The organism is Gemmata palustris, assembly GCF_017939745.1.
In the GTDB taxonomy this organism is placed as follows: Bacteria; Planctomycetota; Planctomycetia; order Gemmatales; family Gemmataceae; genus Gemmata; species Gemmata palustris.
On record NZ_JAGKQQ010000001.1, the window covers coordinates 7,508,368 to 7,535,260 of the forward strand.

Consider the following 26,893-nt stretch of genomic DNA (forward strand, 5'->3'; position numbering starts at 1 on the left):
GAGCCTCCGATGGCACTGAGTCTACTCGAGTGTATTGCACAATGCAATACGGTACGGTCTCCGAAACGGCGTCGCGCAGTTCGGCTTGTCAACGGTCCCGGAATGGGTTCCAATCTCCATAATCTCTGAATCCGCACGCATAGGAAAGCGCGCCCGGAATGACTCCGGGAGGGACGGAACCTTCACCATGATGGCCCCGCTGCCGAATCCCGCACCCGGCGACCGGCCCGACCTTCCCAAGGTCCGGCTCGACGCGCGCACGGGCACCGGGCGCGCGGTCAGTTACTACGAAATCGCCGGCGAAGAGTTCCTCATCGGCGGGGCCGCCGGGTGCGATCTGCGGTTGGCCGTCCCCGGCGCGCCGCCGGTCGTGGTGCAACTCACGCGTGGGCTCGACGGTGTCAGAATTCGGCGCGTCACCGCCGCAATGCCGGTGCTGCTCAACGGCGCACCGATTCCGGCCGGCACCACTTACGCACTTCAACACGCGGACACGATTCACGTCGCGGGCGTGGTGATCGCGGTTCAGATTCCGACGCAAGCTGTTACCGAACCAGCAGCTACGTACCTCTCGCCGAAGTTCGCTTCGTTCGACGACGTGCCGCTCGCGTCCCCAATCGATGACGAACCCGAACCGTCCGCCCCCGACTTCACGGCCGAATACGAGCGCCTCGACGCGCGCAAACGGGCGCTCGACGCAGAAGAAGCCGACCGCCGGGCCGCGTGGGAGGCGCGCGACGCGGAACTCATCCGCCGGCGCCGCGACCTCGACCAATATGCCGAGGAACTCGAAGCGGACCGCGCGATCTGGCACGAGCGCCGGCGCGCGATCGAACAGGAGCTCGCCGATCGTCGCGCGGAAGAAGCCGCGGCGCGAGAGGCCGAACTCACCCGCGCACGCGACGAACTCCTCGCGCTACGAACGCAGTGGACGGACGAGTGCAGCAAACAGCGCGACGAACTGGCTCGCCAGGGCGAGGAGTTTCGGACCGAGCGCGACGCATTCGAGGCCGAACGCACGGCCTTTGAACCCCAACGGCAGGCACTTCGTGACGAACAGGCCCGCACCGCAGCGCAGGTGCAGGAATTGTCGCGTCAGCGGGAGCTGTTTGCTGCGGATCGCGACATCTTCGAGCGGGCGAATGACACCTTTGAGGCCCGGCGCGCTGCGGAAACGGATCGTCTGACCTCGTGGGAAACCGATCTCAACGTGCGCGAGCAGGTGGTAACGCACCGCGAAGAACTGGTTCGCGCCGCACGCGACGAATTCGAGGTGGAACGCGCGCGCTTTCAGGACGATCTCGTCCGGCTCGAGCGCCGAATGGCCGCGGCGGAGGAGACCGATCGCGATCTGGCCGTTCGCACGCAGGAAGTGGACGCGCGGCTCGAGCAACTCCAGCGCGACGCGGCCGAGTGGGAGGAAACGGTCCGGCTCGCGGCGAGCGAACAGGAGCGCCTCCGGGCCGAGGCCGAACGGCTCGACCGCCAGAAGGCGGAACTCGATACACAAACCGCCGCACTCACCGAGCGCGGGGGGCAACTCGAAGCGCAACAGGCGGTGGTCGCAGTATTTCGCGCGAAACTTGATCGCAGCCGGCAGGACATGGAGCGCGAGGCGTGGCAACTCGCGGCCGCCCGCGCCCGCGAAGACGAGTCGATGGCCGAACTCCGCCGGCGCATTCAAGAAGCGGAAGAAGTTCGCGCCGCTCTCAACGCGGTCCAGGAGAACGCGGACCAGGAGCGCCAGCGCCTCGACGAGCGCGATTCGCTCCTGACGGCCGGGCTCGAGGAGATCCGCGTTCAGAAGGAAGCACTCGCGGTCGAAGCGAAGCGGATTCAGGAGCGCGAAGCGGAACTGGACACCCGATCGGCCGAGTTCGCGGAACAGGCCGGGATGCTCAAGGGCCGCATGACGCAGGCGGTCGATCTGCAGAGCCGGCTCGAAGCCGACCGCGTCGCGGTGCGCGAGCGCGAAGCCGCACTGTCGCAGTCCGAAGAGGCCCGGCAAGCACTTCAAGAGCAACTCCGCCGGCGCGCGGAAGACCTGAACACGCGCGGGAAGGCGATCGACGACCTGGCCCGCCAACTGGCCGCCGAGCGCGCGTCCGTGAACGAAGCCCGGGCCGCGCTCGAAGTATCGCGCCAGGCGGCCGAAGACGAACTCGCTTCGCGCCGGTTGGAGCTCGATGCCCGGACCGCGGGCGTGGAGCGCCAGGCGGTCGATTTTGCCGATAAGGAGCTGGCCCTCGCACGACAGGTGGGGCGACTCAAAGATGTGGGCGCCGCGGTCGCCGCGGAGCGCAAGTCGCTGTCCGCCGCACGTGCGACGTGGGAGGCCGATCGCGCCGCAGCGATGCAAGCCGACCAAACCGCGCGCGAGCAGTTGGCGAACTTCCGCACGCAAGTCGAAGCGGACCTCGAAGCGTTGCGCGTGCAAGCCCCGGAACTCGACGATCAGGCGAAACTTGCCCTCGAACGGCTCGCCGGCGCGCGCGACATGCTCCGCGGGCACCTCAACGAACTGAACGAGTTCGCCCGCACGAGTCGCACCGATTTGGAAGCCGCCCGTGTTCAGATTCGCGAAGAATCCGAGCGCCTGCGCGAGAAGAACGAGGCCCTCGACCGCGCGAAGGACGAGCACCGGCTCGCGGTCACGGCGTTCCGGCAACAGTTGATCGAGTGGCAGGGCACCGTGGCCGAGATGCGGCGCCTCCTGAGTTCGAGCGAAACCCGGCTCGACGCGAAGCAAGCTGCCGCGACCGAAGCCGCGACTGCTGCCGCCGATGCGACGCAGAAGCTCGTGGAGGAAACCGACCGGCTCCGGCGCGAGCGCGAGGAGTTCACCGCGCGCCGGACGGAGATGGAGCGCCATCTCTCCGACATGCGCGAATGGTACCGGAAGAAGTTGCGGGAACTCGCTCGCGGGAACGCGGAACGCGGCACTCGTGGGGCGGAACTGGAGCCCGAGCCGACGCTCCCGCGCCTCGCGGATACGGGCGACGGCACACCGGTGGTTGCTTCTGGGGACGCCTTCCACAATTCGGGGGCAGTGCTCGAAGAACTGGAGCCGGGCGACCGGCAACTCGGCGAACTGCTGCGTTCATCGGGGTTGGTCGATCCCGACACGCTCACGGCGTTGTGGGAAGACGCCACCCGACAGCGCCGCACGCTGCGCCAGGTGTTGCTCGCGAGTGGTGCCATCACGCTGTACCAACTCGCTCTCATCGAAGCGGGGACACTCGACGCCCTGATGCTCGGGCGGTTGAGAGTCATCGACCGGCTGCGCGTTTCGCAGAAAGAAGCGATTTACCGCGTTCACGACCCGAAGCGCACGGGCGAGAAGTCCGGCGGGTTGTATCTCTTGCGACACCTCAGTGAAGCCGAGATGCAGGACGCCGTTCACCCGGACGAGTTCCGGCAGCGCTTCTCGGCCGCCCGCGACGCCGCCAGCCCGAACCTCGCGGGCGTCGTCGAAGTGCTGGAGATCAACGGTCGGCCCGCGGTACTCCAAGAGTGGCTGACGGGCTTGTTCAGCGCCGATTGGCCCGCGTTCGCCGCGCACCCGGGGTGCTGGGTCCGGCTCGCGACGATGGCCGCCAGCGCACTCGATGCGGCCCACCGCGTGGGGCTGGTTCACGGTCGACTGACATCCGATTCGTTCGTGCTCACGTCGGACGGTGTGCTGAAGGTGACCGGCTTCGGTGAGCCGTCGTGGTTGATCGGCCCGGCCGGTTCGGAAGCGAGCGAGGCCACGTCTGCGGCCGACTTGCGGGCGTTCGGGCAGGTCGCGTTCGGGTGGTCGCAGTTGGCCGGCAAGAAGCGCGTCGCGAAGACGAAGGGCTTCCCCGAATCGCTGTGGGGCGTGATCCGCCGACTGGAAGCGGACGCGGAACCACCGATGGCGGATACGGTTGCGGCCGCGCAGCCCTATCAGTCCGCGGCGGAACTGCTCGCCGACCTTCAGCGCATCGCCCGCGACACACCCTTCAGCGACGACGCCTGGGAGAAGCTGCTGAAACACGTCGCGGACAACGCCCCGGACGCCCCCGCGAGTCTGAAGAAGGCGGGGTAGGGGAAGGGCGGGGAAGAAAGCCGTCGGGTTTGCGTGGAGTCCGTCAGGGTTTCGCGGTGGTAGCCGTTTATGCCCTGAATTTGTCCGAGCCTCCAACGAACGTAAAATGCAGGTATGCAGCCTGTTCCGCTGATTCTTGTTGAACTCTGGAACCAGGCGCCGCCTGCTGCCTAGTGGAGAGTCATTCGGTTTGTTGTGAGGGGTCAGTTGGTTGCGAATAATGGTTCATGAAAGCACTGTTTCTTCGTGAGTTGACGGAATCCGAGCGCGGGGCGCTCCGACAGGGCCTCCGCAGCCGGGAAGTTCTTACCCTCCGGCGCGCCCAGATCCTGCTGGCCAGCGCCGACCAACAAACCCCGTCCCAGATCTCGCGCCGGGTCGGCTGCGCCTCGCAAACCGTTCGCAACACGATCCATGCCTTCGAGAAGGAGGGGGCCGGCTGCTTGGCCGAGAAGAAGCGCGGACCCAAGGATGCCCAGCCGATCCTCGACGAGGCGAAGGCCGATCCGCTCAAGGGCATCCTCCACCAGTCCCCGCGCCGCTTCGGCAAGGCCCGGAGCACCTGGACCCTGGATCTGTTGGCCGAAGTCGCCTTCGAGCAGGAGTTGCCCCCGCGCCGGCTCTCCCACGAGGCCGTCCGGCAGGCGGTCAAGCGCCTGGGGCACGGGTGGAAGCGGGCCAAGCAGTGGATCACAAGTCCCGACCCCGCCTACGCGCGAAAAAAAAAAGCGCGCGACCGGCTGATCCGATTGGCGGCGTCGCACCCGGAGTGGGTGCTGGGGTACCAAGACGAGTGCTGGTGGAGCCGGTTGGCCCTCCCCGCGATGCACGCCTGGTCCGACGACCCGTTGCGGCTGGTCGAGCGCGAGGTGCCGAAGGGCGATACCGACCCGAAGGCGCTGTCGTGCTACGGGCTGTTGCGCGGGGACACGGGCCGGATGATGTTGCGGTTCGTGTCGGGCCGCCCGGTCTCGCAAGTGACGGAGGACTACTTGGGTTGGGTGTGCGAGCGGCTGAAGGCGGAGGGGAAGAAGGCGCTACTGTTGGTGTGGGACAACGCGGCGTGGCACGTCAGTAAGCGCGTGCGGGTGTGGATCAAGGGCCACAACCGGAAGGCTCGTGCGGAGGGCGGGGTTCGGATCGTGGCGTGCTTCCTGCCGGTGAAGAGCCCGTGGCTCAACCCCATCGAGCCCAAGTGGGCGCACGGCAAGAGGGCCATCGTCGAACCCGACCGCCTGCTGGCAGCAGTCGAGGTCCGAACCCGCGTGTGCGACTACTACGGATGCGAGCACCTGGAGCCGCTCGCACAACTATCCGCCTGAAGCTGCACTAGGTGGTGATGCTGGCCCTCGTTCAGCAGTATGAGCAGTGGTTGCAAGCCCTTCGGCAACAAGTCGCTCAACTGAGCGACTTGTGAGACAGGGACGGTAACAACCATGCCTCCATCGGGAACGCGAGACGGTTACTGGTGGTGTGAGTCTGGATTAGTCCATTTACCAGACTTGCTCAAGGAGTGCCGGGCCTATTTCCACAACCAGTTTATCGCCATCACTTCATTCGACAGCGGGCCATTGATCCTGTCCGAAGACGAAAGGGAATTAGGTTGGGATTCCGAGACGGGGGTTGCATTTATCCCCCCCATGACGAGTATCCCGCCTTCGGCAGAGTGGGATGAATGGTATCTATTCCCAGCCCGCCCTGCTCCCGAACTGTTCAAAGGTCATGAGGTCTTCGTCAACTACAGCAATTTCGGCCTTTATGATCCCGAGGAGATCGTCGGTGCAGCTAAGCCTGGGGACGATCTGGCCCAGTGGGCCGGGGCAGTGAATTGGGTGAGGGAGATGCAGAGCCGTTTTTGGGAGCAACTGGCGAGACTTAAGCCGGAGACATTTATCTCCGACGGCGGTAAACTCGTTTTCGTAACAAAGAACCGGACCATTGCTGCGAAGGTAGCCGCTCGTTGCGGAGGATCATTCGAGGCATAGGCTCACGTGACTGCACGAACGGCCCAGGTGCTTGCTTACGAGCGGAACAACGATGACACTTCAGGCCGTGAACGAGTATTCGCGTTGCTCCACCCCTGGCGGACTTCACGCACAAACTCCCGACGCGCCTCAACGCAAACCGAAGCGCCATGCCAAAAGCGTAACTCTGCCCGGCGACGTTCGCTAGAGCGTGTTGGCGAGTAGAACGCCCCATCACCGCCCCTGGCCACTCCTTTCCGCTTGCCGTTGCGCGGCGGGCGCCGATACCATGCGTTGGTGCCCTCTCTCAGTCTCTCGGCATTTCGCCAATCGGTTCGGGTTCGGGCGTCGTCTAATTGGTAGGAGGATATGGCCAAATCCGGCGCGGCCCCGATTTCGCGACCGATCGCGGGCACGGACCCCGCCCCGGACGCACCCCTTGTCGGCCCGCCCCCAACGGCGGACCGGCCCAGTGACGACACGCTCGTGGCCACCTTCAACCAGGTACGCGACGAACTCGTCAGCACCCTGCTGTACCTGCTCGGGAACGCCGACGACGCCCAGGACGCGGCCCAGGAAGCGTTCCTGAAGTGCTGGCGGGCGCGGAGCTCGGTGCCCGACGTGCAGAACCTGCGGGCCTGGATCTTCCGCGTGGGGCTGAACGCCGCCAAGGACTTCCAGCGCAGCGCCTGGAACCGCAAGAGCCGCCCGCTCCCGGAGGACGACGTGATGCTCCCCACGCGGGACGATGCGCCGGGCCAAGTCGCCGAGGACCAGGAATCCCTCGACCGGCTCCGCCAGGCCATCGCCCAGTTGCGCCAGGACGAAAAGGAAGTGTTCCTGCTGCGGCAAAACGGCGATCTAACTTACGAGCAGATTGCCGAAATTCGGAGCGCCCCTGTGGGCACCGTGAAGACCCAAATGCGCACCGCCCTCATCAAACTCCGCAAGGTACTAAACCCGGCCGGGGCCACCGAGGAAGAGCCGTGTTCGTGAACATAACCCGGGTCGCTTTTGCGGCCTTCTTTGTTGCACTCTCCGCCGCACCCGGAGCCACCGCGCCCGTACCGGCCGAACGTGCTAAAGCTGAGAAGGAACAGGCGGTTCTGGCCGCGAAGTTACAGGGCGAATGGCGCGGTGGGCCGTGCGAAGGCCGGCTCGCGTTCCGGGCGGACGGGACATACGAGTGGAGGGACGTCGGCCCTGTGGCGAACGTCAGCAGTGGAAAGTGGGCGATTCGTGGAGACGCGCGGGCGCCGGTTCTGGTTTGGAAATGCACGCAAGCCGACGACGAGGAGCTCGTTGGGAAGACGGTTGAGGTGCCGCTCGTGAGGGTGGACGAGGCGCTTCTCGTGTTCAAGTGCGCGGAGCTTCCTGAGCCGCGGCGCTTCGAGCGCCTCAAGAATTAGTGGCACCCGCCGAGCGAAATGGTTCGCGTGTTTTAAACGGATGGTTTTCAACGGGTATCAATAACGAGCTAAGGAGTGCGCTCGGAGGTCTGCCCCGGAGGGGCCAAAATGTTAGCCAAAGTTAGCCGCTGGCGGTCGGGGGAGCCCCGCCCCAGCGCGTGATAAGGACAAAACAGACCCGACCCGCCCGCCGGGACGAGACGACGATGAACTGCGAACACTGCCAAACCCTGTTGCTCGATCACCTGTACGGTCTCCTCGAAGGGGCCGAAGCCGCGGGCGTCGATGCGCACCTCGCGAACTGCCCCGCGTGCAGCGCCGCGCGTGCCGACACCGCGCGCGTTCAGGGGTTGTTCGCCCGCGCCGCGAAGTCCGCGTTCCCGAACACGAAGTTCGAGCCGCCTGTTCCAGCGCCGCAGAAATCGCACACGCACACCCCGGCGCTTGCCCCGTCAATCTCGGTCGCACTCCCGGCGAATTCCGGTACTCGTAGCGGGCGCGTTTTGCGCCGCGTCGCGGTCGCGCTCCCGTGGGCGGTCGCCGCTGCGGTGCTGCTCGCGGTCCCGGGCACCGTCGTACCGGTTCTGAACATTTTCGACCGCGCCACTGTTGCCCAGCGCGGGGCCGAACTCGCCGGGCGCGATGCCGATGACGCACGTCTTGCATTTGCCAATGTGGAGCACGCCCGCGAGAGCCGGCTGAGTGACGCGCAGCTCAAACTCACGACCGCGGAGCAAGCTCAGACCGCGCTCCTCGACAGATGGGTGGACGAGCAGAAGGCCGCAGTGCAGACGGCCGCCACCCGCAAACTCACCATTGACATCCAGAAGCCCGCGACCGTTCAGCCCGGGGCGCCCAACGATTTCCTCCTCGTCGTGCGCGACGAGCGCGACGTGTGGGCCTCGCGCCGGAAGATGGTCGCCGAGGTGCGCAGCAGCGACGCGGTCCTCTTCACCCAGGATCTCGACCACGAGAAGAAGGGGAACACGCACGCGATCCGGTTGCCCGCGAGCGTGTGGACGAAGGTGAAACCGGACGACGAACTGACGCTCGTCGTCGCGCAGGTGGACGAGAAGACCAACGCCCGCACGCCGCTGCAAGAAGTGCGGCTCGCCGGCCCCGTGTTCACCACGCTGCTCGTCACCGACAAGCCGTCGTACCGGCCCGGCGAGCGGCTCTTCTTCCGCTCGCTCACGCTCGATCGCGTCACGCTCCGGCCCCCGCAGCGCGAACAGATGTTCCGTTACGACCTCGTCGCCGGGGTCGGCGCGCGCGGGCGCCCCGTTCCCGGCCTCACCGCGACGGGTAGCACCGAACTCGTGCGCGTGAGCGGCGACGCGAACGGCCGCGTTGAACCGGTGCGCACCGCCGCCGGACAGCCGGTTCGCGGGGTCGGGTGCGGTGAGTTCGTGCTGCCCGCGGACCTCGCGGACGGTGACTACACGCTCGTTCTCCACGAACTCTCTTCGCCCTCGGGCGGGTTCGCGCCGACGCTCCCGATGCCGGTCACGCGCGCCGTAAAGGTCCGGGCGGGCGCGGTGGAGCACTACGGCAAACTGATCGGGTTCGCAGGGAAATCCTTCTGCCCCGGTGACACCGTGGAAGCGTGGGCGGAATTGAGCTTTCAGGAGAAACCCGTCGCGGACGCGGAAGTGACCGCGGTCGCGGTCGAAGCCGACGGCGTTCCCCTTGAGGGAGTGCAGGTGGCGCCGCGGACCGATGCGCTGGGGCGCGCGAAGGTCCGGTTCGCGCTGCCGGAAGAGTTGGCGAACGGCGACGTGCGCCTGAAGGTCGCGTTCCGTGCCGGGGGTCACAACGAAATGGTCGCGGACCGCGTGCCCGTTGTCGGCCGGCGGCTCGTCGTCGAGTTCTTCCCGGAGTGCGGCGACACGATCGTCGCGGGCGTGCCGTGCAAGGTGTACGTTCGCGCCACCACGCCCGCCGGCCAACCGGTGGACATCAGCGGGATCATCACCGACGGCAAGGAAACGCTCGCGACCGTCAAAACGCTCCGCGACGAAGGGGCGCCCGGCGCCAACCGCGGGCTGGCCTCGTTCACCTTCACGCCGCAGGCCGGAACCCGCACGTGGTTGAAGCTCGACGCGCCGAACACGATTTACGCGCCCATCGTGGACGGCCCGGTGCGCACGGCGTCGGTCGCACTCATGGGCGGTCCCGGTGCGGTTGCGGCTCGAACCGGGTTCATGCTCCCCGCCCCGCAACTCGAGGGCGTGGTGATGAGCGTACCGGACACCATCACGGCACCGGGGCAACCGATCCGCGTTCACCTGCACTCGGTCGGGCAGCCGCGCACGCTCGTTGTCGGGGCGTACATCCGCGGGCGGCTCTGCGACACGCAGAAGGTGGTCGTCGAACCCGAGCAACTCGCGGAAGTAAAGCTGATGGCCGGCACCGACCCGTTCACCGGCGGGCGGGGCGGGGTGGTGCGCATTACCGCGTTCGAGGAAGTGGACGCCAAGGACGTGAAAAGTGGCGAAGCGAAGCCCGACCTGAAACCGGTGGCAGAACGCCTCGTGTTCCGGCGCCCCGGTGAATTCCTCAATCTGGCGCTCGGAATCACTTCCAGCACGCAGGCCGCGACTGCAGCGCCGGCCGCGCCGCAAGGGGTACAGAAGCGCGCGACTGCCGCGGACCCTGGAGTGAGTTGCACGATCGCCGCGACCGACGAGAAGAACAACCCGGTGGCCGCGGTGCTGTGGGCCGCGGTGGTCAACACGGGCGTCGCCCCCGGTCCCCGGGACCGGACGATGCCGACGCACTTCCTCCTCGCGGGCGACGTGAAGAGCCCCGACGAACTGGAGTTCGCCGACTTCCTACTGACCGACCACAAGCACGCGGGCGAAGCGCTCGATCTCGTGCTCGGCACGCAGGGCTGGCGCCGGTTCGCGGAACAGGCGCGCGTGCCGAGCAAGATGTACGCAGCGCGAAGCCCGGAACTGAACCGAATGATGGTGCAGAACGGTCAGTATCAGGTGTTCGCCGAACCGACCGCGGCGCGCGAGTTCCGCAAGATCGCCGAGACCTACGCCCCACTCTACGAGGTCGCGGTTCAAGCGGTCGCGCGGGCGCGGACCGGGCTAGACATCGCCCGCGAAGAAACGCGCGACACGCTCGCGATCCGCGAGGCGGAGCAGCGCTCACGAGTCGCGGCACAGGCCGCCGACGAAACGCGCGAGCGCGCCGAGGCCGCACGCGGACCGGTGCGCCAGTTCCGCTCGGCGGTGTGGTACGGGTTCGCCGGGTTCGCCGGGCTCGCTTTACTGTGCGGTGGGGTCGCGCTGGCCCGCCCACAGACGCGGTTCCCGCTCGGGGCGAGCACGATCGGTTCTTTCGGGTTGGCCGCGTTCCTCTTCGTCGCCGCCGGTTGGGGGGAAGAAGCACAAGCACGGGCACAGGAAGACGCGCCGCGCGAGGTCGCGCTGGGCCTCGAGTTCGCGTCTAAAGAAGTTGCGCCCGCACCCCAACCGCGCGTGAAAGCGCCCCCGCCTGATTTCGACGCAGCCGTGGCGGGAGCAACCGCCCAGTTGAGCAACTTCGGAGCGAAGAAGAACGACGGGCGCGAGAGCCCAACTTTGCCCGCGCCCGGACCCGTTCCGGCGAGTGGCGGTCCCGCGGGCGACGCGCCCGTGACCGGATTCGTGGCACCCAAGCCGGGCGGCTTCGCGGCCTTTCCCACACCTCAGCCCTTTGGCATAGTTCCTCCCACTGTTCCGCCGAATATGGGTCGCATGCCGGAAGTGAAGGGGGGATACGGTAGTGGAGGGGCGATCGCCCCTCCGTCGCTCGTGCGCCCCGAGTCGAAACCACTCGCGCTGTCGGGGGCTGCCCCCGGTGGTGTGACCGGATGGAACCCGATGAGCCGCAGCGGGGTTACGGTCGGAGATCTCGCGGCGCACGGCCCTACGAGCTTTTCGGCCGGCGTTGCGGGCGCGGTGGTGAGCGACGAACGGATCGACTCACTGAGAGCGGCCAATGATCGGGCCGCACGGTACGCGGGCGAGCGCCAGCGGGCGCTCGCCGAGTCGATGAACATGCACCGCGCAGCGCGAGCGCCCGCTCTCGTGGGACTGGAAAACTCGCTTCCGCAAACTACCAACGACGCGGTGCAGATGGCGCAAAAGATCGAAGCGCTCGCGCTCCAACAAGTGCGCGCGACCGTGGCTCCCGTCACGCCCCTCGTTGTGCGCGAGTACGCGGCCCCCAGGCCCGTCGTGGCCCCGTTTCCCGAAGCGCTCGACGCCCCGGACACCGTTCTCTGGCAGCCCGTTATCGTTCTTCCTTCGGACGGGCGGACGGTTGTGAACTTCCACCCCGGTAACGCGCTGGGCGGGTACCGGGTCGTGGTCGCTGGTCACACCGCCGACGGGCGGCTCGGTGAGGCCCGCATGGTTATTACCACTTCTCCCGGACAAACGGTAAATTCGCCCGCGAAGTTTGCGCCGGCTGGGGCGGCGCGACCGCCGGCGCCGACCGCACCAACCGCACCGCCGAGACCGTGACCGCGCGCCAATCTTCCGGCTTCCTTCGGACCCGTTCTGAGCGCAGCGCCCAGAGCGGGTCGAACCATTTCAGTGGGGAAGCCGGAAGGAGCAGCTACCGTGAAGATGCGCACGTTCGGTTTGGCGGTCGTGGCGTGCTTGGTTCTACCCAACATCGGGAGCGCCCAGCACGTCTTCCTCGGTGTGGGGGTGACCCACGGGTACCCATACGGTCCCCGGGTCGCACCCGCGTGGGGGTACCCGGGGCTTTATGGCGGGCCCTTCGTCGGGTACCCGGTACCGCTCCGCTCCGGGTACGGCGGGTTTGCGGGTTACGGTTACGGCTCCAGCGGGTTCGGGTACGGTTACCCCGGTTATTACGGCTTCGGGTACCCCGGCTACTTCGGCTACCCGGGGCGTGTCGGGAGCTTCTGGTCGAACGGGCTGAGCCTCTACGGGCCGCCCGTACCGGTGTACGGGCCGGTCCCGGGGGTGTTCGGTAACAACGACCTCGTGCGCCAGTGGCGCGCCACCCCCGGGTTCGCCGGGTACGGGTGGGTGGGGATTTACGCCGCGTCGCCGCGCCCGCGCCACCCGAACGTGTCCGTGTGGCCCACGGTGGAGCAGTTCAGCAGTGGGCCGGTTGCGGTGCCCGCGGCGAAGAGCGGTGGGTGCCTCATCCTGTCGGTGAAAGTACCTCAGCCATCGGCCGACGTGTTCGTGGACGGGAAGAAGACCGCGCAGACCGGCACCGATCGCATTTTCGAGTCCCCGCCGCTCGAATCGGGGCAGGCGTACAAGTACACCATCACAGCCCGTTGGCTGGAGCGCGGGCAAACGGTGGAGGCGTCCCGCGAGGTGACTGGCACACCGGGTGAAGTGGTCCGCGTGGACTTCGGAAGCGGGAAGTAGGAAGAAAGCAAATTCACCACGGATAAACACAGATAACACGGATCAGACAGAAGAAAAATTAGGTGGTAAAAACAAAGCCGAGAGCCGAACCAAAGCGTGTGTTGGTTCGACTCTCGGCTTTGTTCGGATCGTGCCTTTAATCTGTGTTGATCCGTGGCCCTTCATTCTCTGCTTTTCAAGCCAACACTTTCTCAATCAGTTCGCCGTGAACATCGGTGAGGCGCATGTCGCGCCCGCCGAAGCGGTAGGTCAGTTTCTTGTGGTCGAAACCGAGCAGGTGCAGTGCGGTCGCGTGTAGGTCGTGGACCTGCACTTTGTCTTTCACCGCGTGGTAACCGAAGTCGTCCGTCTCGCCGTAAATGGTGCCGCCCTTCGTTCCGCCGCCGGCCATCCACATCGTAAAGCCGAACGGGTTGTGGTCGCGCCCGTCGCTGCCCTGCGCGACGGGTGTGCGTCCGAACTCGCCGCCCCAAATCACCAGCGTGTCCTTCAGCAAGCCCGTGCGCTTCAGATCGGTGAGCAACCCCGCGATGGGCTTGTCCACGGCCCGCGCGTTGTCCTCGTGCCCGCGCTTCAGGTTCGAGTGCTGGTCCCAGCGGTCGTGGCCCAGGTTCTGGCAGAGCAGTTCCACGAAGCGCACCCCGCGCTGGACGAGGCGCCGGGCGACGAGGCACTGGCGCCCGAACACTTCCGTTTTCGGGTCGTCGAGCCCGTAGAGCTTCTGCGTCTCGGTGGTTTCTTTGCTCAGGTCCGCGAGTTCGGGCACCGCGGTCTGCATTCGGAACGCCAGTTCGTAGTTCGCGATGGCCGCGTCGAGCGGGTCGCTGTCGCCGAACTTATCCTTCGCCGCCGCATCGAGCTTGCGGAGCAGGTCGCGCTTGGCGGTTCGCGTTTTCGCGCTCTCGCCGCCGGGCGGGGTGATGTCCGCGACCGGGTGCGCGCCGTTGCGAAAGACGGACCCCTGGTACGACGCAGGGAGGAACCCGTTGCCGAAGCAATCGGCGCCGCCGGGCGGGATCATGCCGCTCCCGAGGACGACGAACCCCGGCAGGTCGCGGCTCTCGCTCCCCAGGCCATACGTCACCCACGAGCCGAAACTCGGGCGCCCCTGCTGGCCGTGCCCGCTGTGCCAGAAGTAGTTCGCGTTGGTGTGCTCGGAGAAATTGGCGACCATCGAGCGGATCACGGCGAGGTCGTCCGCGCAGGCCCCGACGTGCGGGAAGAGGTCGCTGACGGGCATCCCGCACTGGCCGTACTTCTTGAACTTCCACGGGCTGGCGAGCGTGTTGCCGACGTTGTTGAACTGCGTCGGTTCCACCTTCGTGGGGAACGGTTTCCCGTGGTACTTTTCGAGCGCCGGCTTGGGGTCGAACGTGTCGACCTGGCTCGGCCCACCGTCCATGAACAGGAAGATGACCGACTTCGCTTTTGCCGCGAAGTGGGGCTTCTTCGGGGCGAACGGGTCGTTGGGGGACCGGGCCGCATCAACGGCGCGCCCGTCTTGCTCCAGTAGGGCTGCGAGCGCGGCGGCGCCGAACCCGTTGGCGGTACGGAGGAGCATTTCGCGGCGCGAAAGGGGGAAGTGCATGGGGTGGGACTCGTTCGGAGGGCACTCGCAAATCGAGCGAAGCCCGCGACCGGGGCCGCGGGCTTCCACAAAGTTTAGCCGATACCGAGGCGTCCGCAAAGCGAACACTTCTTACCCAGCGGCAACGTTTTACGAGCCGCGACCGCGAGGGAGCGGGGCTGCGGCCTCCCGTGCTAGCCGTGACCATCGAGAACCCTGGACGTCTCCCGCTCCCTCGCGGTCACGGCTCGTAACTCGGAAGTCGGGCTAATCCTTCTCGTTGATGACCTCGCCGCCGTCGCGGGTGAAGAACGCCTTAAGCGTCTTCTCGGCGACCGACGTGCTGATCGCGCGGACAGAGCCATCGCCGAAGAGCGCCTGAAAGACCTTTTGACCGCCCACCGGATTGATCTTCGGGAGTGCTTTCTTCGGGTCGAACGTGTAATCGCTCGGCTTCGCCCACGGCACCGCGTCGGCGGTCTCGATAACCATGATCGTGTTCGAGAGCCCGTCGGTAAAATCGGCGAGTTTGAGTTTCTTGCTCGGCTCGAACGCGGCGCCCGGGCCGCTCACGGCGCGATAGTGGGTGAGCCCGAATTCGGGCTTATCGGGAAAGGCGCCGTTCGGCGAGACGAAGGTTTTAATCATGGCCTGCGAGAGCGGCTTGTTGTTGGCGCTGTCCCACGGCTCGTCGAGTTTGAACTGGTTGTAGAGGTTGGCTTGCTCGATGTACGGCAGGATCGCGACGCGCCAACTCAGGATCGGCTTCCCGTTCTTGTCCAGGATGTCGTGTGGCAGGTGGCCGTTGGCGGACTCGTAGTTGTGGATCGCGAGCCCGATCTGCTTCAGGTTGTTGGAACTCTTCATGCGCGCCGCGGCCTCGCGCACCTTCTGCACCGCGGGAACCACGAGCGCGGCCCCGAGTGCGACGAACCCGCTGCCGACGACGAGCAGTTCCTTGGGCAGCGGCACCGCCAGTGCGAGTTCCGCCTTGTCGCGGGTGATGAACTTCGGGTCGGTGAGGATCTCGTCGAGCCGGTTGATCGCACCGAGCCCGAACACCGTGGCCAGTGCCTCGGGGAGATCGCCCGGCGGGCGCGGGGCCTTGATCTTCGGGTCGTAGAGTTTGTCTTCCAGTTCCTTTTTCGACTTCGCCAGTTCTTTGCGGCCCAGGTCGGCCAGCGCTTTAACGGCTTTCTCGGCGTCCTGAGCGGCGGCGACGTCTGCGTAGGTCGCGCGCACGTCGAACCGGGCGTCGGCGCCGAGGTCGATCGCGATCGTGAGCTGCTTCGCCTGCAGGATCGCGCGGCCCTCGGGCGGGACGTCCTTGAGCGCGTCCGGCGGAATCGGCAGCGCGGAGATGTCGGCCGACGCGACCACGGCCTTACCGGACGCGGCCAGCTTGATCGCCGGTGCGAGCGGCCCGTCCTTCGCGGGTTCTTTGGAGAGGTAGTAGTTGAGTGACCCGCCGTAGCCGACGACGATGTGTTTGTTGTCGGGGAAGTACATCTCCATCTCGTGGTCCGGGGTGCGGTACACCGTCTTCGCGCCCACCTTCTCGGTGGTGTTGTTGGGCAGGTACATCTTCACAACCTGCGCTGGGTCGAACGCAGCGGAGAACGCCAGAATGCCGACCGCTTGCGGCTTCTTCTTGTCGTCCAGCATCACGAACGCGGTGCCGCGCGCGATCGTCGAAGGCGCGGGTACGAACTGCGTGTCGAGCGCGGCGAGGGCCTTCGGGCCGGCTTTTTCCCACGTCTTGCGGAACCCGTCCATCACCTCGTTCTTCCACAATTCCGCGAGCCGGACGTGGACGAACCCGACCGCGTCGGCCGGGACGAGTGCGAGGTCCGTCGGGAGGTCGCCCGGTTGTGCGGCGGAGAGGGCGCTCGATTGCGGGGCCGCGCCGGGCTGCAACAGCGTGACTGCGGCGGCCAGCGCCGCGACGACGGCGAAGCCGCCGGCTCGGAGTGCGAATCGCATTTCAGGGTGCTCCTTTGGGGATGGGATGAGCGGTCGGTGTCAGCCGGCCGGTGTGGGCTCCGCTCGGTCGAGCGAACCGCAGAGCCCACACCGGCCGGCTGACACCGACCGTTCGCCGAGTTGTTGAGGTTAGAAATCGCCGACCACTTCGCCGCCGTTGCGGGTAATGAGGGCGTTGATCGTTTCCTTCGCCGCCAGCTTCGAGAGCGTGCGGACCGAGCCGTCGAACATGGTGACCTGGGCCTTACCGTTCACCACCATCCCGATCAACTTGCCGTTGTCCTTTCCGGGTCGAATTCCAGTTCGTCCGGCTTGGTCCACGGCACCGCGGTCGCGGCGGTTACGCACATGAACGTGTTCGAGGTGCCGTCGGTGATTCCGACGATGGGTGTGCCCATGAGCCAGTCGAACCCGGCCCGTTGCCGACGAACACGCGGTAGTACGTGTCCGTGCCGCCCGGCTTCGACTTGCCCGGTATTGCGTACACCTTGGGCATTTTGGCGATGAGCTTCTTGTTGTGCTCGCTGTCCCACGGCTCGTCGAGCTTGAACTCCTTTAAAGGGCGTCTTGCTCGATGTACGGCAGGATGAGGACGCGCCAGCTCAGTTGCGGCTTGCCCTTCTTGTCACACACCGCGGCCGGCGGGAACGCATTGTTCGTGTCGTGGTAGTTGTGCATGGCCAGCCCGATCTGCTTCAGGTTGTTGGCCGACTGGCTGACGGCAGCTCGTTGTTGGAACGCCTGAACCGCGGCCCCGTAAGCCGTGGCGAGCGGAAGATCCGTGAGCGGGAGCGTCGCGGTCATGCGGGCTTCGGTGTCGTCCACCTCGAACTTCGCGCCTTTCGCGGCCGTCACGGTCGCCTTCAGCACCTTCACCACGTCTTTCAGGCCCGCGTTGTCGGCCGCGCCTTTTCGAGGTTCGGTAGTTCACCCGTGAGTTCGTCGCCGAGTAGCTTCGAGAGCGCGGCGAGGGCCTTCTCCGCGTCCACGGCCTGGGCCGCGCTTGGTCTTCACGCGAACGTTGAGATCGAGGGACTTGCCGAGGTCGAGGGTGGCCGTGAGCGGTGGCTTGGAAGATCGGCTGGAACGCGCGCACCTGGGCCGGGAGATCGTCCTTTCTGATTTCGTCCGGCAGACTGGCGAACGTGGTGCCCACGACGAGCGTGTGTTTGCCGCTCGCCGCGGCTTTAATGGCCGATGAGTGGGCCGTCGTCCGCGGGCAAGCGCGGCTTCGCGTACTCGTCGTCGAGCCCCACGAGAACCAGCGCCGTCTTTTCGTCCGGGGCGGACACTTTGGTTTTCGCGTTCTTGAGGAACAGTTCCGCGAGGCCGTCTTCCAGTTTCTTTTGTCGAACGCTTTGGTAAAGGTGAGGACGAATCCGGCTTTGTCGCTGTCCTGCGGCTGCTTCACGCTCGGGAAGAACAACACGACCGTTTTCAGGTCGGTGATTTTCATGCCGGACACTTTGGTTGCGGCGTCTTCGAGTGCCGAACGTGGTCTTGTCCGCGCCGCGGAAACTCTTGGTCGCTTCGTGGGTCCAGATTTTGGCGGCGTCCGCGTACAGGAAGAGTGCCGCGTCGTGCGGAACGTACCGTAACTCGGTCGGGAGTTGTCCGCGGGTGGTTGCGCGGAGACAGGTTGCGTTGTGCCGAACGGGGCAATTGCAACGATAATTGCGATGAGCAGCCCAAGTATCGCGCCCTGCGTCGCGCGCCAGCGGAAACGGAGCGAACCACTCATGATGAGTCTCCGAATCGAGTAGCCAGGTCGGGGAGCCTGGGGTAGAGCCGCACGGGAAATTCGAGCGGAATCCTAAAGAAATGCAAACCATTTCTGGAGTTTCCCGTTACACTCCCATAGACGCCTCAGTCGGTCGGTGATTTCACCGATCAATACACACTCCCCGAGCTGCGCATTCGCGCTTTCAAGCGCGCGGCTCGGGGAGTGAGTTTTGTGGTGTCGGCTCGCAGTGGGCGCCGGATTGCGAACGCAATTCACGGCAATCATTCTCCGGGAGTTTTCACCGCGATTCCCGGCGGATACGACTCGCGCGGAACACCTCTATCGAGGCGGAACATGGTCCGTTCGCTGTACCGTTCCCTGGTGTGGGCGACTTTTGGCTTATCCGTTCTTGCTCTTTTGCCACTGACGCAAGTCCTTAAGCGCAACCGCCGAACGGCCGCTACCGCGCTCCCACCAGTTTCTCCTACGTACCGCAGGGTGCGTGGCGCCCTCAAGGGTCTATTCAGGGAAGCATTCTGGGCGGTGTTCAGGGGAATAACCAGGGTGGCGGCATCCAGGGTGGCGGCATTCAGGGTGGCGGTATCCAGGGTGGTGGCATTCAGGGTGGCGGCGGCTTCGGCGGTGGTATTCAGGGCGGCGGCGGCTTCGGCGGTGGTATTCAGGGCGGCGGCGGCTTCGGCGGTGGTATTCAGGGCGGCGGCTTCGGCGGTGGCGGTATTCAGGGTGGTTTCGGCGGTGGCGGCTTTGGCGGTGGTGGTATTCAGGGCGGCGGCTTCGGCGGTGGTATTCAGGGCGGCGGCTTCGGCGGCGGTGGTATTCAGGGCGGCGGCGGCTTTGGCGGCGGTGGCATCGGTGGTGGCTTTGGTGGCGGCGGTATCGGTGGTATTGGAGGTAACATTTCGCAGTTCCCGACGATCGGTAGCTACCTAGGTGGTGGTGGTGGCGGTATCGGTGGCGGCTTTGGTGGTGGTGGCTTCGGCGGTGGTGGTATTCAGGGTGGCTTTGGCGGTGGCGGTGGTATCCAGGGTGGCTTCGGCGGTGGTGGTATCCAGGGCGGCTTCGGCGGCGGTGGTATTCAGGGTGGCTTCGGTGGTGGTGGTATCCAGGGTGGCTTCGGCGGCGGTGGTATTCAGGGCGGCTTCGGTGGCGGTGGTATTCAGGGCGGCTTCGGTGGTGGCGGCTTCGGTGGTGGTGGTATCCAGGGTGGCTTCGGTGGTGGCGGCTTTGGCGGCGGTGGCTTTGGCGGTGGCGGTATCCAGGGTGGCTTCGGTGGTGGCGGCTTTGGCGGTGGTGGCGGTAAGGGATTCGGGTTCAGTGGAGAAGCGGCGTACTAACCCGTATTGTCTTTTGAGATTTGTTCTGGATTACCTGCGCCGCCCCGGATTATTCCGGGGCGGCTTTTTATTACGCGCTATGTCCGTTCATTTTCCGAGATTGCTGCTACTGGATCGTAAAGCACCCGTGGTGCGCTGTGTCAGCAGGCGGAATCACTTCAAGAAACCACTTCGCTTCCCACCGATTTTCCACTGCTCGATATTCGCGCGCACGGAATCGGAAGGAATTCCCGAACACTCGCGCAAGTCCGTCGGATCGGCGCATTTAGTACCCAAGGTGGGTGCCCGAGTGAAGTAATCGCTTCGGGCACCTGCGTTCACTCACCGGGCGCGTGGGACCGCCGCGTCCGGTGAGTGAACGCAGACTTCCGCGGATTATCTTCATTGAGGCGAGGGGGGTGTCATGTTCGGATCTCTCCAACAACGGTTAGCTTGGTTGGCGTTTGGTCTGGGCGCTCTCGCCCTGTTGCCCCTATCGGGCGTCCTCAAAGCGCAACCGCCGGGCGGCCGGTACCGATCCCCCGTCAGTTACCCCTACGTGCCGCCGGGCATGTGGCGTCCTGGGGGGGGGAACCCGGGAAATAACCAAGGGAACAGTCAGGGGAATAACGGGAACGTCGGCAACACTGGGAACGCGGGAAACACGGGAAACAACGGTGCGTTCGGCGGGAATACGAATGGTTTCACTGGTCAGCTCGGCCAAAATGGGCAGTTGGGTCAGTTCGGACAGAGCGGTCAGTTCGGTCAGAACGGCCAGTTCGGTACGGGTGGTCAACTGGGTCAGTTCGGTCAGCTCGGCCAAAATGGGCAGTTGGGTCAGTTCGGACAGAGCGGTAACACGGGTGGTGGGACCAGCGGGGCGATCGTGATGTTCCCAACGATCGGAAGCTATCTGGGGAGCGGGACCGGCGGTTTTGGCCAGTTCGGTCAGACTGGTTTTAATGGTCAGTTCGGCCAGGCTGGTGTTAGTGGTCAGTTCGGCCAGGCTGGTGTTAGTGGTCAGTTTGGTCAGTTTGGTCAGATGGGATTTAGCGGCCAACTCGGTCAGTTCGGGCAAAGCGGTCAGCTCGGTCAATTCGGGCAGTTTGGACAGATTGGCTTCGGTCAAGGTGGTCAGTTGGGTCAGTTCGGTCAAGGCGCTTTTGGCCAACTCGGACAATTTGGCCAGGGCCAATTTGGTCAGTTCGGTCAGGGGGGGCAGATTGGTCAATTTGGTCAGTTCGGACAGATTGGTTTCGGTCAGGGGGGCCAGTTTGGTGCGGGCGGTAAGGGATTCGGCTTCAGTGGAGAAGCCGCGTACTAACTGTCCCGTTTGCCTATAACGAAGAATTAAGACGCGGCCCGTGGCTCCGGTCACGGGCCGCGTCGTTTCGTGCATCCGCTGGCACGCGCGTGACGAATGGTGTCGCGTACAGCGCGCCGCGAGCGAGGGGGCGGAACTGGTGACGGACTGCGTGCTCCCGCGGATCGCGGCCGGCGACCCGGCCGCCGTGCCGGACTGCATCGCCCGCTACGGCGGGCTGGTGTGGTCCCTGGCGCGGCGGTTCCTGGGCAACCCCTCTGACGCCGAAGACGCCGTACAAGACGTGTTCATCGAGCTGTGGAAGAATGCGGCCCGGTACGATCCCTCCCGTTCGTCCGAGCCCACGTACATCACTATGATCGCACGCCGCCGGTTGATCGACCGGAAACGACGGACCGGCCGCGCGCCGACCGCGCAAACACTGGCCGACGAACCGGCGGAGCCGACCGTGGTCGCGCGCATCGACATCGAGGAAGAGGCCGCGAAAGCCGCCGCCGTTCTCGGCGAACTGCGCGAAGACGAGCGCCGCGTGATCCAACTCGCTGTGTACCAGGGGCTCACGCACGAAGCGATCGCCGCCGCGACCGGGCTCCCGGTCGGCACCGTGAAGACACACATTCGCCGCGGACTGATCCGCGTGCGCGAGCGGCTGACGGCCGGGGGAGGGGCGCTGTGAACACCGACCCCCGGCCCGATCGACTGGACGAACTCCTCGCTCTCGAAGCCACCCAGGGATTGAACCCGGGCGAGGTGACGGAACTGGACGCGCTCCTCGCCGCGCTCCCGAACGAAGACCCGGATTCCCTCGAGCGCGCCGCGGCCGCGATTCACCTGGCTCTCAGCGGGCCGCCGGAACCGCTTCCCGCGCATTTGGCCGAGCGGCTCGAGCTCGCGGCCGCAGCATTTATTCCGGCCGCTCCCGCGCCGGCTCGACCGAGCCGGTCCCGGCCCGCGTGGGCGATTTGGGCGGGCTGGGCCGTGGCCGCGTGCCTGGCCGGGGTGCTCGTTTACACCCAGTGGCCCGAAGACTTGGCCGGGAAACGTGACCGGCTCGTCAAGGATGCCGTGGCGAAGGCGGAGAAGTTCGCGGGTGAGAAAGCCGGTGCGACCGGCGAAGTCGTGTGGAGCGCGGCGAAACAGGAAGGGTACCTCGAAGTTCGCGGACTTCCGCCCCTCGACCCGACCCGGGAACAGTACCAGCTCTGGATCGTGGACGGCGGGCGCGCCAAGAAAGAGCCGGTGGACGGCGGGGTATTTGATGTGCAGCCCGACGGAACCATCCTCGTGCGCGTGCGCAACCCCATTCCGGTCAAGGACGCGAAGGCGTTTGCGGTTACAAAAGAAACGGTCGGCGGCGTGGTCGTCTCGGACGGACCGATGCTCCTGGTGCTCACACCGAAACAAGGGTGAGTGCCCGCAGGTGAACCCGCCCGCAAGGGCGGCGGGCTCCCGCTGGGAACGCTGTGGTACCCGAGCGCTGTGTCACGTACCCACCGCCCTTGCGGGCGGGGTTCACCTACAGCACCGTCGAGCAACGCGTCTTTCGCGAGCAGGTGCCCGACTACCCGCTACTCTTGCGGGTGGGATTCCCTTCAACCACCCGCGGCGCAGTTTCGCCGACGCGGTTTGACTCAACTCCCTATAATCCCAAACCACCACCATTTCGCGCCTTCGCCACGGAGCCGCCATGCAGGACCGCATTGCGTATCAGGGAATTACATTCGATGACGTGCTGCTGGAACCGGGGTACAGCGACCTCGTGCCGAAGGACACCGACGTCCGCACCCAACTGACCCGGAACGTGCGGATTAACATTCCGATCATTTCCAGCCCGATGGACACGGTCACCGAGAGCGAACTGGCGATCGCGCTGGCCCAAGAGGGCGGCATCGGGATCATTCACAAGAACCTCACGATCGCGTTCCAGACCCGCGAGGTGGACAAAGTCAAGCGGAGCGAGAACGGGATCATCACCGATCCGATCACGCTCCCGCCGGACGACACGGTCGGCCACGCGCGCAAGATCATGGAGGATCACCACATCAGCGGCGTGCCGATCACCGTGAACGGCGTACTGAAGGGCATTCTCACGCGGCGCGATCTCAAGTTTCTCGACGACAACGAGCAGAAACTCGAAGAGGTGATGACGAAAAAGAACCTCGTGACGGCCCCGGAGAACACCACGCTCGACGCGGCCGAAAAGCTGCTCACGAAAAATAAGGTGGAGAAATTGCTCCTCGTAGACGATCAATTCAGACTGAAGGGATTGATCACGATCAAGGACATCGACAAGACGCAAAAGTTCCCGAACGCGGCGAAGGACGCGCGGGGGCGGCTGAAGGTCGGTGCCGCGATCGGGGTCCGCGACTTCGAGCGGGCCGCGTCGCTGATCGAGGCCGGGGTGGACGTGCTGGTGGTCGATTCCGCCCACGGCCACAGCCGCAACGTGGTCGAGACCGTGCGCGAGCTGAAAAAGCGGCACGCGATCGACGTGATCGCCGGGAACGTCGCCACGGTCGAGGGCGCCCGGGCGCTGGCCGACGCCGGGGCCGATGGCGTGAAGTGCGGGATCGGGCCGGGGTCGATTTGCACCACGCGGATCGTGTCGGGCGTGGGCGTGCCCCAGATGTCGGCGATCGCGAACGTGGTGAAGGGGCTGGCCGGAACGGGCATCCCCGTTATCGCGGACGGCGGGATCCGGTACAGCGGCGACATCACGAAGGCGCTCGCCGCGGGCGCGTTCTCGTGCATGATCGGTGGGTTGTTCGCGGGGCTGGCCGAGAGCCCGGGGCAACTCATTTTGTACCGCGGGCGGTCGTTCAAACAGTACCGCGGAATGGGTTCGCTCGGGGCGATGATGGCCGGCAGCGCGGACCGCTACCAGCAGGGTGGCGGGGGCGGCTCCGGTCAACCGACGAACGGGAAGCTGGTGCCCGAAGGGGTCGAGGGTCGGGTTCCGTTTAAGGGACACCTCTCCCCGTATGTATACCAGCTGGTCGGCGGCGTGCGGGCCGGAATGGGGTATTGCGGCTGCAAGACGCTGGACGAGTTGCGGACCAAGGCCCGGTTCATTCAAGTGACCGCGGCGAGTGTGCAGGAGAGCCACCCGCATGACATTGCTATCACGCAGGAAGCGCCGAACTACAGTTCGGCTGATTACGCCGGGGACAGCGGGGGCTAAGGCCGCGCTGCTCCTGGCGCTGGTCGCGGGGCCGGCCCTCGCGCAGCCGCCCGGCACTCAACCGCAGGCGCAACCGCCGGGTGTTCAACCGGGCGGGCTGCCGCTGCCGCCGGGGTATCGGCCCCGAACGCCACCCGCGCAGTCGCAACCTCAGCGCCCGGCGCCGGGCGCGGCTCCCGGCGCCGCGGGCACGGTGATGTACTTCCAAAAACAGGTCGACGCGCTCACCGCGACCGGCGGCGGGTTGCCGAACGCGACCGAAGGCTCGGGCGTCGCGCAGTTGAAGGAGCCCGTGCGTGCCGGGGCCGTTCCCGATGTGCCGCCGGTGCCCCCGCTCAACGTCCCGCCGCCCGAGCGCGCGTTCACGCAACCGCCCGCGGTAAGTGTTCCGACGGTGGCCCCGAGCGGGTTCGCTGCACAACCGAAAACCGGTGGGCTGTTACCCGACAAGAAACTGGGGAACGCGGTGCCGCCGGTGGACCCGCGCGAGATCCAGTTGCCGGCGCGCGACAAAATCTTCACGGTCTACAACGACCCCGAACTGGAACGAGCGATCATGTTCCAGACGATCCGCGACCGGATCGGCGTGCTCGAGAAGCAGCTCCGGGACGAGAAAGACCCGACCGAGATCCAGAAGCTGGAGAAGAACCTCCAGGAACTCAAGGGGATCAAGGAGCCCAAGGACAGCGGTTACCAGTTCCCACCGCTGCCGGTGATTACCTCACCGGGGGTGGCGTACCAGGCGAAAACGGCGATGTACGCGCCGCACACGATGTACCTCGAGCCGGGCTACGTGGTTCACCGGCGCCTGCACTTCGAGGAGCGGAACGCCGAGCGGCAGGGGTGGGATCTCGGCCCGCTTTCGACGCTCGTGTCCGCCGGGACGTTCTACCGCAACGTCCTCTTGTGGCCGCAGAGCCTCATGTCCGGGTGCCGGTCGGGGTTCTGGGACACCAGTGCGGGTAAGTGCTTGCCCGGCAGCCCGAGCCCGTACTACTTGTACCCGCCCGGCCTGACCCTCACGGGCACCGTCGCGGAAGCGGGCATCATCACCGGGGCCGCGTTCCTGTTCCCATAAGAGACGCGCTTCAGGCGAACGGCCGGTGTGAGCCGCCCGATGGGGGCAACGTCCTTCACCGGCCGGCTCACACCGGCCGTTCGCCACAGAACCCGCGCTCAAGTTAGCAACACTCTACCGGTCGTTCGCCGTAATCGCCGCTCACATCGACTGTCCGCCGTAATATGCCTGTATGCTTCCCCCCTGGCTCGAGCCGCGCACCGCGTACATTCACGTCCCGTTTTGCGCGCACCACTGCGGGTACTGCGACTTCGCGGTGACCGCGGGTCACGATCACCTCATCGACCTGTACCTCGAGGCGCTCGCGACCGAACTGGCGACGCTCGGCACCCCGCGCCCGGTCGAGAGCCTGTTCATCGGCGGCGGCACGCCCACGCACCTGTCCGCGAATCAGTTGGAACGCTTGCTGGGAGCAATTACGCGCTGGCTGCCTCCGGCACGCGAAAGCACGCCGCGCGAGTTTTCGATTGAGGCCAACCCGGATTCACTTACCGAAGAGAAGGCCGCGGTGCTGGCCGCGTTCGGGGTGAACCGCGTGAGCATCGGGGTGCAGTCGTTCCGGCCGGAGTCGCTCGCCGCGCTCGATCGGCGCCACGAGCCGGATCACATCGGGCGCGCCGTCGAAGCGGTGCGGAAGCACGTCCCCACGGTGTCGTTCGATCTGATATTTGGCGCGCCGGGCTCTACCCCCGCGAGTTGGGTCGCCGATCTCGATGCCGCGCTCGCGTTCGCGCCGCAACACATTTCCACTTACGGCTTGACCTACGAGAAGGGAACTCCGCTGTGGAAGCAGCGGCACCGCGGGTTGATCGTAGCGGCGTCGGAGGACGACGAACTCGCGATGTACGAGCACGCAATGGACCGGCTCGCGGCGGCCGACTTCGAGCACTACGAGATATCGAACTTCGCCCGCCCCGGCTTCCGCTGTCGGCACAACGAGCGCTACTGGGCGAACGAGGCGTATTTCGGCTTCGGTGTCGGGGCCGCGCGCTACGTACACGGCGCGCGCGAACTGAACGTGCGCGACACGAAGCTTTACATCCGTAAGGCGCTCGGTAGTGAACCGGTCGCGTTCCAGCGCGAAGAACTGGCGCCACGAGCGCGAGCGTTCGAGACGATGGCGACTCAACTCCGGCGCGCGGACGGGATCGATCGCGCGCGATTCCATGAGCAGACCGGTTTCGAGTTGGACGCACTCGCGCCCGCGGCGCTCGCGCTTCTGCGCGACAACGCGCTCGTGAGTGACACCGGATCGGCCGTGCGGCTCACGCGCCGCGGAAAGTGTGTCGCGGACGCCGCCGTCTCGGAGTTACTGAAGGAAGCTTGATTTCGCCGGCTCGTTCGGTTTCTTTCTGTACCCGCTTGACCACTCGCACGGAGAGTGGGTACAGAGACAGGGCTACTCAGAGATTGAAACTGGCTGATTAAGCGCCGCCAGTGCCCGTTCGGGTGTGGCAACGATGGTCCGAACGGCCGCTGCAATGGTGCCGGCACCGAGGCGCCGTAGCAGGTACACGGCGACGTTCCGCAGTGACGCCAGTACCCGCGGTGCCGCGCCCCGGCGGACCCGGCACCGGTCCTCGCCCAGGGTCACGTCGCGGATGTGGTGCAAGCTCTCGATCCCCCAGTGGGTGCGGGTGTACCCGAGCAACGCATCCGGTGGCGCAGCCACCGGGCTCAGGCTGGAGATCCCATACACCATCTCCACGGTTGCTTTCCCACCGACCCGGCGGGTGCGCTCGAGCCGGAATACCTGTTGCACCCCGGGCCACCGGGTCAGGTACTCGTTGAGCCACGTGGTGGTGGTAATGGTCCGCCGCTCGATCCGCCCGTGCCCCTTGCTCAAC

At 65.9% G+C, this 26,893-nt stretch carries 22 protein-coding genes; 15 read left to right on the forward strand and 7 right to left on the reverse strand.

Going from position 1 to position 26,893, the window contains the following annotated elements; genetic code table 11:
- Positions 1-187 precede the first annotated feature (187 nt).
- The 7 genes from J8F10_RS31120 to J8F10_RS31150 all read left to right on the forward strand — a co-directional run bounded on the left by J8F10_RS31120 (position 188) and on the right by J8F10_RS31150 (position 12,856).
- Complete coding sequence (locus J8F10_RS31120; protein ID WP_210660481.1) at positions 188-4,072, forward strand: hypothetical protein; 3,885 nt, start codon at positions 188-190, stop codon at positions 4,070-4,072.
- A gap of 227 nt (positions 4,073-4,299) precedes the next feature.
- Positions 4,300-5,394, forward strand: coding sequence for an IS630 family transposase (locus J8F10_RS31125; RefSeq protein ID WP_210653416.1), 1,095 nt, complete (start codon positions 4,300-4,302; stop codon positions 5,392-5,394).
- A 180-nt stretch (positions 5,395-5,574) separates the two neighbouring features.
- Complete coding sequence (locus J8F10_RS31130) at positions 5,575-6,057, forward strand: hypothetical protein (RefSeq protein WP_210660482.1); 483 nt, start codon at positions 5,575-5,577, stop codon at positions 6,055-6,057.
- Positions 6,058-6,405: 348 nt separating this feature from the next.
- The gene (locus J8F10_RS31135) at positions 6,406-7,032 is read left to right on the forward strand and encodes an RNA polymerase sigma factor (RefSeq protein WP_210660483.1); all 627 of its coding nucleotides are present in this window, start codon (positions 6,406-6,408) and stop codon (positions 7,030-7,032) included.
- Entirely contained in the window at positions 7,023-7,445 is a 423-nt protein-coding gene (locus tag J8F10_RS31140; protein ID WP_210660484.1) for a hypothetical protein, read from the forward strand. Before J8F10_RS31135 ends, J8F10_RS31140 begins: the two co-directional genes overlap by 10 nt.
- Positions 7,446-7,651: 206 nt before the next feature.
- Positions 7,652-11,965, forward strand: coding sequence for a zf-HC2 domain-containing protein (locus J8F10_RS31145; protein WP_210660485.1), 4,314 nt, complete (start codon positions 7,652-7,654; stop codon positions 11,963-11,965).
- A 105-nt stretch (positions 11,966-12,070) separates the two neighbouring features.
- Positions 12,071-12,856, forward strand: coding sequence for a TIGR03000 domain-containing protein (locus J8F10_RS31150; protein WP_246524549.1), 786 nt, complete (start codon positions 12,071-12,073; stop codon positions 12,854-12,856).
- Between the two features lie 175 nt (positions 12,857-13,031).
- On the opposite strand, the gene J8F10_RS31155 is transcribed toward J8F10_RS31150, so the two are convergent.
- From J8F10_RS31155 to J8F10_RS39420, 5 genes are all read right to left on the reverse strand, one after another.
- A complete protein-coding gene (locus J8F10_RS31155) occupies positions 13,032-14,444 on the reverse strand; it encodes a DUF1501 domain-containing protein (RefSeq protein WP_210660488.1) in 1,413 nt (470 codons plus the stop codon).
- 246 nt (positions 14,445-14,690) lie between these two features.
- Entirely contained in the window at positions 14,691-16,406 is a 1,716-nt protein-coding gene (locus J8F10_RS31160) for a DUF1559 domain-containing protein (RefSeq protein WP_210660489.1), read from the reverse strand.
- A 129-nt stretch (positions 16,407-16,535) separates the two neighbouring features.
- Entirely contained in the window at positions 16,536-16,667 is a 132-nt protein-coding gene (locus J8F10_RS40040) for an H-X9-DG-CTERM domain-containing protein (protein ID WP_261363098.1), read from the reverse strand.
- A gap of 5 nt (positions 16,668-16,672) precedes the next feature.
- A complete protein-coding gene (locus J8F10_RS40045) occupies positions 16,673-16,804 on the reverse strand; it encodes a hypothetical protein (protein ID WP_261363099.1) in 132 nt (43 codons plus the stop codon).
- 157 nt (positions 16,805-16,961) lie between these two features.
- On the reverse strand, positions 16,962-17,282 hold the full coding sequence (locus tag J8F10_RS39420) for a DUF1559 family PulG-like putative transporter (RefSeq protein ID WP_315854190.1): 321 nt from the start codon (positions 17,280-17,282) through the stop codon (positions 16,962-16,964).
- A gap of 188 nt (positions 17,283-17,470) precedes the next feature.
- Here J8F10_RS39420 and J8F10_RS31170 point away from each other — a divergent pair, with 188 nt between their 5' ends.
- The 3 genes from J8F10_RS31170 (at position 17,471) to J8F10_RS31180 (ending at position 19,782) form a co-directional block, all read left to right on the forward strand.
- A complete protein-coding gene (locus tag J8F10_RS31170; protein ID WP_210660490.1) occupies positions 17,471-18,004 on the forward strand; it encodes a hypothetical protein in 534 nt (177 codons plus the stop codon).
- Positions 18,005-18,483: 479 nt separating this feature from the next.
- On the forward strand, positions 18,484-19,080 hold the full coding sequence (locus J8F10_RS40050; protein ID WP_210660491.1) for a hypothetical protein: 597 nt from the start codon (positions 18,484-18,486) through the stop codon (positions 19,078-19,080).
- A 9-nt stretch (positions 19,081-19,089) separates the two neighbouring features.
- On the forward strand, positions 19,090-19,782 hold the full coding sequence (locus tag J8F10_RS31180) for a hypothetical protein (protein ID WP_210660492.1): 693 nt from the start codon (positions 19,090-19,092) through the stop codon (positions 19,780-19,782).
- A gap of 174 nt (positions 19,783-19,956) precedes the next feature.
- Here the strand turns inward: J8F10_RS31180 and J8F10_RS31185 are convergent, their stop codons facing one another.
- On the reverse strand, positions 19,957-20,841 hold the full coding sequence (locus tag J8F10_RS31185; protein ID WP_210660493.1) for a hypothetical protein: 885 nt from the start codon (positions 20,839-20,841) through the stop codon (positions 19,957-19,959).
- Here J8F10_RS31185 and J8F10_RS31190 point away from each other — a divergent pair.
- The 5 genes from J8F10_RS31190 to hemW all read left to right on the forward strand — a co-directional run bounded on the left by J8F10_RS31190 (position 20,828) and on the right by hemW (position 26,373).
- Positions 20,828-21,463, forward strand: a complete 636-nt coding sequence (locus J8F10_RS31190) for a sigma-70 family RNA polymerase sigma factor (RefSeq protein WP_315854191.1) — start codon at positions 20,828-20,830, stop codon at positions 21,461-21,463. The two genes, J8F10_RS31185 and J8F10_RS31190, sit on opposite strands and share 14 nt — an antisense overlap.
- Positions 21,460-22,197, forward strand: a complete 738-nt coding sequence (locus J8F10_RS31195; protein ID WP_210660494.1) for an anti-sigma factor — start codon at positions 21,460-21,462, stop codon at positions 22,195-22,197. The genes J8F10_RS31190 and J8F10_RS31195 overlap by 4 nt, the downstream gene beginning before the upstream one ends.
- Positions 22,198-22,474: 277 nt before the next feature.
- Positions 22,475-23,968: an IMP dehydrogenase gene (gene guaB / locus J8F10_RS31200; RefSeq protein ID WP_210660496.1), complete on the forward strand. Its 1,494-nt coding sequence runs from the start codon at positions 22,475-22,477 to the stop codon at positions 23,966-23,968.
- A complete protein-coding gene (locus tag J8F10_RS31205; RefSeq protein ID WP_210660497.1) occupies positions 23,898-25,046 on the forward strand; it encodes a hypothetical protein in 1,149 nt (382 codons plus the stop codon). The genes guaB and J8F10_RS31205 overlap by 71 nt, the downstream gene beginning before the upstream one ends.
- 172 nt (positions 25,047-25,218) lie before the next feature.
- Entirely contained in the window at positions 25,219-26,373 is a 1,155-nt protein-coding gene (gene hemW, locus J8F10_RS31210) for a radical SAM family heme chaperone HemW (RefSeq protein ID WP_210660498.1), read from the forward strand.
- 72 nt (positions 26,374-26,445) lie between these two features.
- On the opposite strand, the gene J8F10_RS40055 is transcribed toward hemW, so the two are convergent.
- Positions 26,446-26,892, reverse strand: a complete 447-nt coding sequence (locus J8F10_RS40055; protein WP_210653679.1) for an ISAs1 family transposase — start codon at positions 26,890-26,892, stop codon at positions 26,446-26,448.
- Between the last annotated feature and the right edge of the window lies 1 nt (position 26,893).

What these genes read in the sequence shown, in the direction of transcription:
- J8F10_RS31135 (WP_210660483.1), top strand. Translation starts at nt 6,406, where the DNA reads ATGGCCAAATCCGGCGCGGCCCCGATTTCGCGACCGATCGCGGGCACG.
- guaB (WP_210660496.1), top strand. Translation starts at nt 22,475, where the DNA reads ATGCAGGACCGCATTGCGTATCAGGGAATTACATTCGATGACGTGCTG.
- J8F10_RS31205 (WP_210660497.1), top strand. Translation starts at nt 23,898, where the DNA reads ATGACATTGCTATCACGCAGGAAGCGCCGAACTACAGTTCGGCTGATT.
- J8F10_RS40045 (WP_261363099.1), bottom strand. Translation starts at nt 16,804, where the DNA reads ATGGGCACACCCATCGTCGGAATCACCGACGGCACCTCGAACACGTTC.
- hemW (WP_210660498.1), top strand. Translation starts at nt 25,219, where the DNA reads ATGCTTCCCCCCTGGCTCGAGCCGCGCACCGCGTACATTCACGTCCCG.
- J8F10_RS40040 (WP_261363098.1), bottom strand. Translation starts at nt 16,667, where the DNA reads ATGGTGGTGAACGGTAAGGCCCAGGTCACCATGTTCGACGGCTCGGTC.
- J8F10_RS31155 (WP_210660488.1), bottom strand. Translation starts at nt 14,444, where the DNA reads ATGCACTTCCCCCTTTCGCGCCGCGAAATGCTCCTCCGTACCGCCAAC.
- J8F10_RS31125 (WP_210653416.1), top strand. Translation starts at nt 4,300, where the DNA reads ATGAAAGCACTGTTTCTTCGTGAGTTGACGGAATCCGAGCGCGGGGCG.
- J8F10_RS31160 (WP_210660489.1), bottom strand. Translation starts at nt 16,406, where the DNA reads ATGCGATTCGCACTCCGAGCCGGCGGCTTCGCCGTCGTCGCGGCGCTG.
- J8F10_RS40050 (WP_210660491.1), top strand. Translation starts at nt 18,484, where the DNA reads ATGGTCCGTTCGCTGTACCGTTCCCTGGTGTGGGCGACTTTTGGCTTA.
- J8F10_RS31150 (WP_246524549.1), top strand. Translation starts at nt 12,071, where the DNA reads ATGCGCACGTTCGGTTTGGCGGTCGTGGCGTGCTTGGTTCTACCCAAC.
- J8F10_RS31120 (WP_210660481.1), top strand. Translation starts at nt 188, where the DNA reads ATGATGGCCCCGCTGCCGAATCCCGCACCCGGCGACCGGCCCGACCTT.
- J8F10_RS31145 (WP_210660485.1), top strand. Translation starts at nt 7,652, where the DNA reads ATGAACTGCGAACACTGCCAAACCCTGTTGCTCGATCACCTGTACGGT.